General features: G+C 33.7%; 4 protein-coding genes and 2 tRNA genes. All 6 read right to left on the reverse strand.

Annotated features, from left to right (window positions below):
- Window positions 1-137 precede the first annotated feature (137 nt).
- Window positions 138-210, reverse strand: a tRNA-Pro gene (locus tag ACYVJS_RS10375).
- 289 nt (window positions 211-499) lie between these two features.
- A complete protein-coding gene (nuoL, locus tag ACYVJS_RS10380) occupies window positions 500-2287 on the reverse strand; it encodes an NADH-quinone oxidoreductase subunit L (RefSeq protein WP_460739890.1) in 1788 nt (595 codons plus the stop codon).
- Window positions 2287-2577 (reverse strand): NADH-ubiquinone oxidoreductase chain 4L, encoded by a 291-nt coding sequence (gene nuoK, locus ACYVJS_RS10385; protein WP_460624616.1) that lies wholly within the window; start codon window positions 2575-2577, stop codon window positions 2287-2289. Before nuoK ends, nuoL begins: the two co-directional genes overlap by 1 nt.
- Window positions 2578-2728: 151 nt before the next feature.
- Window positions 2729-2801, reverse strand: a tRNA-Asp gene (locus ACYVJS_RS10390).
- A 55-nt stretch (window positions 2802-2856) separates the two neighbouring features.
- Window positions 2857-4308, reverse strand: coding sequence for a complex I subunit 4 family protein (locus ACYVJS_RS10395; protein ID WP_460624615.1), 1452 nt, complete (start codon window positions 4306-4308; stop codon window positions 2857-2859).
- A 299-nt stretch (window positions 4309-4607) separates the two neighbouring features.
- On the reverse strand, window positions 4608-5324 hold the full coding sequence (locus ACYVJS_RS10400) for a cytochrome c oxidase subunit 3 (RefSeq protein WP_460739892.1): 717 nt from the start codon (window positions 5322-5324) through the stop codon (window positions 4608-4610).
- Window positions 5325-5664: the final 340 nt, after the last annotated feature.

Raw genomic sequence — 5664 nt, forward strand, 5'->3', positions numbered from 1 at the left:
GGAGGAATTGAACCTCCTTCTCAATATTAACAGTATCGCGCTCTGACCATTGAGCTATAGCAACATTATATTATATACTAAATATATACTATATTATATTATCTTTTATTTAGGTTTTGTTTAGTATATTTTATTATTCAGGATGGCTGGACTTGAACCCGCACACTCTCGCACCCAAAGCGAGTGCCCTACCAATTAGACTACAACCTGTTTTATCTTCTTTTATAATGACGGGGAGTAAAAATCTTTTAGATTATTATAATATTATGATGTTCGTGTTGATGATGGTAGTAGTACTAGTGCTGATAGATATACTAGAATTAGTGATAGACCGTATTCATTAAATACCATATTAGTTGGTGCAAATACTAGGAAGATTAGTGATACTAGCCCTAGCATAATATATAGAGCATAAGATGTGATTACTCCTGTATCGTATGTTGCTACTGATCGTCCTGCTCCTGTTAGTACTGTACTTAGACCATATGGTCCAGTTAGTTCAATAATANCTTAGACCATATGGTCCAGTTAGTTCAATAATACCTCGGTCAATAACCTTAGAGATTACTAGACCAATCCGTAGACCTGATTCAATAATTAGACCATTATATAGAGCATCCCAATACCACTTTGCATTTAGGAATGAATAAACACCATATCCAATAGGTCCATTTGTTAGACTAATTGTAATACTTGGTACTACATGATATAGATATAGTGCTAGACCTGCACCAAATAGACTTCCAATAGCTGGTAGTAGCTTCATTAGTAGAGGTAGACCAAATTCAGCTTCAATTAGTGTAATATGATCTGGATGTTGGAATAGAGCTGTTGATAGGAAATCAGTACCAACTCCAACAAACATATCCTTAGCAATGTAACCAAATACAATAGACATAATAGATAGAATTACTAGAGGAATTACAATAATCATTGGAGCTTCATGTGCATGTAGATAATCACCCTTAGGTGCATTAGGCGTTGTAAAGAATGTTAGAGATACTAGTCGGAATGAATAGAAAGCAGTAAAGACAGCTGAAATTGTACCAAGCCAATAAGCAATTGTTCCTGATACTTCATATTGTCCTAGTGCTACTTCTAGAATTAGATCCTTACTATAGAATCCTGTCATAAATGGTAGTGCCATTAGTGATAGTGATCCAATTAGAATTGCTGTATATGTAAATGGTAGGAAATTTACTAGACCTCCTAGTCGTCGTAGATCTTGTTGATCTGCCATACCATGAATTACAGCACCTGCAGCTAGGAATAGTAGAGCCTTAAAGAAAGCGTGATTTACTAGATGAAATAGTGCTACATTATATTGTGATAGTCCTACTGCCATAAATAGATATCCCATTTGTGAACATGTACTATATGCAATTACTCGCTTTAGATCATTTTGTAGTAGACCTGTTGTTGCTGCAAAGAATGCTGTTAGAGCCCCTACCCATGTAATTACTACAAGTACTGTAGGACCATATTCAATAATTGGTGATGATCGTAGCATTAGATATACTCCTGCTGTTACAAGAGTAGCAGCGTGAATTAGAGCTGATACTGGAGTAGGACCTTCCATAGCATCCGGTAGCCATGTATGTAGAGGAATATTAGCAGACTTAGCCATAGCACCAACTAGTAGTAGTAGTCCAATAATAGTAATAGCTGTTTCGTTAATGTAAGGAGCTACTGAAAATACTGAAGCATAATCTACATTACCAAATACCCAGAAAATTGCAAAGAATCCTACTGATAGGAACATATCACCTACTCGGTTAACTGTTAGAGCCTTCATACCTGCCTTATTTGCTTGCATTCGAGTATACCAGAAGTTAATTAGTAGATATGATGAGATCCCGATTCCTTCCCAACCTACAAACATAATAAAGTAGTTATCTCCTGCTACAAGAACAAGCATAAAGAAAGTAAACATAGATAGATATGAAAAGAATCGTTGGTTATGTGGATCTCCTGCCATGTAAGAAATTGAGTAAAGGTGTACTAGTGATGATACAATAAGTACAGGTAGTAGCATTGAAACAGTAAGACTATCAAATAGGAATCCCCATTGTACAAGCATAAATTCTGAATCAATCCATGATCCAATAACAATAGATACTGGTGATCCTGATAGACCAACTTCATAGAAAGCTACAATAGATAGAGCTGCTGATGTCATTAGACATCCTGTTGTAATGATGTGAGCTCCTGTAACACCAATAGTTCGTCCTCGTAGACCAGCAACAGCTGATCCAAACATAGGAAGTGCAAGAATAGCTAGATACATTATGTTCGAAGTGAAATATTACCTCGTAGTCGATAATAAGCTACTAGAATACCAAGACCAATAGCAGATTCAGCACCAGCAATAGTAATAATATAAATAGAATATGTTTGTCCCATAATATCATCGAAATTATATGAACTTACTAGTACTAGTAGTGTCACCGCTAGAAGCATAATTTCAATAGAAATAATCATAAGAATAATATTCTTTCGATTCATAATAAATCCTAGAATTCCAATTAGAAATAGTACCAGTGATAGTGTCATCTGGTGATTAATAAATACCGACAATACGTTATATATTTTGATTAAAGTCTTTAATTGAAGATTAATATTTTATTTAATCTAAGGCACAAATATTACATTTGTATATTAATAATTCGATATGCAGATTATTAGAAATCTTCTTACCTATTACTTTCGTAAGATTCGCATATTATTACGAGGTAGAGCGGGTTCGAACCGCCTTAACCCTCCTTGACAAAGAGGTTCATTGCCAATTATGATACTACCTCACATACTTTTATTAATTATATACTTTAAAGGGGAGTAAATATTAATTATGTTATATTAAATACAATATAGTAGTTGTGTTACTGATACATGTAGATCTGTTAGTAGAATATTTGGCATAATACCTAGTACTACAGCTACAATAAGCATAGGAGCTAGAAGCATAAATTCTCGTCGTGACATATCCTTAGGGTATGTTAGATACTTTGAGAATGAACCAAATGCTAGTCGATTAAACAGGAAAATACTGTAACATGCTGATAGTACAATACTTGATGATGCTAGTAGACCAATAATTGGTGATTGTTGGAATGTTCCTGCTAGTGACATTACTTCTCCTGTCCAATTTAGTGATAGAGGTACACCCATATTACACATTGTAGTAATAAAGAAGATTAGACTAAATAGAGGCATATATACAGCTAGTCCTCGATAGTATCGGATGACTCGAGTATGATAAATGTCATATAGTACTGATCCTACTAGTACAAATAGTGCTGGTGATACTACACCGTGAGCTACTGATAGAGCAATAGCTCCTTCAATACCAATAATAGTATTAGAGAATACTCCAAGTACTACAACAGCCATGTGTGAAATAGATGAATAAGCAACAAGAGCCTTAAAATCTGATTGTCGTAGAGTAGCTAGTGAAGAATAAATTAGTGTAATAATAGCAATTGTTTGTACTAGTGGTGAAAAATATGATGTTGCATCTGGCATCATACCTACTAGAATTCGTAGGAAACCATATGTAGCTAGCTTTAGGAATACTGATGCTAGTAGCATTGATCCTCCTACTGGTGCTTCTGCATGTGCTCGAGGTAGCCATACATGGAAAGGTACTAGTGGAGTCTTAACAGCAAATGATAGGAAGAAACCAAGCCATAGAATCTTTTGAGCTCCTGCACTAAAATCATTAAGTGATAGTACATTAAAATCTGTTGTACCTACGTTGTAATAAATTACCATAATAGCTAGTAGCATAAATAGTGATCCCGCTAGTGTGTATAGAAATAGAAGAAATGTTGCTCGTACTCGAGATGCTGAACCACCCCAAATACCTACAATAAGAAACATAGGAACTAGTACAGATTCATAAAATACATAGAATAGAATAAGATCTAGTACTACAAAGAATGCAATAAGAAATGATTCCATTACTAGAAATGAAATTACAAAGTACTTTACATTGAAATGTACATTTGACCATTGACTTAGTAGACATAGTGGTGTAATAAATGTTGTTAGTAGAACAAAGTATAGACTAATACCATCAATACCAATATTAAGATGACAAAATGATAGAGTATTAAATTCTTGTACAAATTGATATTGTGTTGCACTTGAATCAAATTCTCCCCACATAATTACTGATAGAATAAATACAATTAGTGATACTACTAGAGCTACCTTCTTAATCCGATCAGCTCCAGCTGCTGTTGTATCATTCATAGGTAGTAGTGCAAGACTTCCTAGAAGTGGAATAACAATAAGTGTTGTTAGCATATTTTTAATTTAAATTTATAAAAGACCTCAATAACCCATTTAAATGGATCCCTAATAATAGGTTATGTACATAAATTCTTCATATTATAATTTATATTATAATAAGGTGTATGTACGCACACTTATATATACAATTTAACATACATACACAAATAGTAAACTAAAACACTATAATACTAAAATACCTATTATATATACTTTAATAGGGGAGTTGTATTTATGTTTAATTATATGATTATTATAGAATTGAGTCTGATCCCCAGATATAAACTGCTGCGTATAGGAATAGCCATACAACGTCAAACAAAGTGCCAGTATAGGATTGATGATTCGAATCCAATATGGTGATCTGATGTTAGGTGGTAAGCGTAAATTCGGTAAGCTGCTACTCCAATAAATAGAGTACCTACAATAACGTGAACCCCGTGGAATCCTGTAGCGAAGTAGAAACATGTACCGTATACTCCATCTGCAATTGTAAATCCTGCGTTAGCATATTCGAATCCTTGTAGTAGTGTAAATACTGTTGCTAGTACTAGTGTTAGTACTACTCCAATTAGTGTTGCTCGTCGGTTTCCATAAATTAGAGCGTGGTGTGCATATGTTACTGTAGCACCACTTGATAGTAGTAGGATTGTATTTAGTAGAGGTACTGCAAATGGGTTCAGTGTTTCGATACCTGCTGGTGGCCATTGGCTACCTAGTTCTACAGTTGGTGCTAGAGATGAGTGGAAGTATGCCCAGAAGATTGAAATGAAGAAGAATGCTTCTGTTACAATAAATAGAGAAACTCCCATTGTTAGTCCCTTTTGTACAATAAGTGTATGGTCTCCTAGATATGTTCCTTCAATTGTTACGTCTCGGAACCATAGAATAAAAGCAAATAGTACTGATAGTACTCCTAGTGTAAGTAGTAGAGAACTATATTCAATTCCGTTGAACCATAGTACTGCGCTAACCATCATTGAAAGTAGTGCATTTCCCATTAGTAGAGGCCATGGAGATGATTCTACCATGTGAAATGGATATGCCTGGAATTGGTGTCGTGGTGCTGTAATTGCTGACATTTTCATTATATTTTTATATACTTGACTAATTAAATTAAAGACTAAAGACAAATAATGTAGTATTACTATCTACTTATTATGTCTACTTTTATTTATTATTATTATATCTATATAAACAAGGCAGAAAAAGTATTAAACAAAACTAAGAAATTATATACAATTTAAGTATACTAGATAATAAATTTAATAAGATAATAATATACATGTTAGGATGTAGTAATGAATTATATTAGTTATAGATAAGTAAATATTTATAAATTTGTAAATATAAGTATGACAAATATATGGA

The organism is Microbacterium neimengense, from assembly GCF_054782995.1.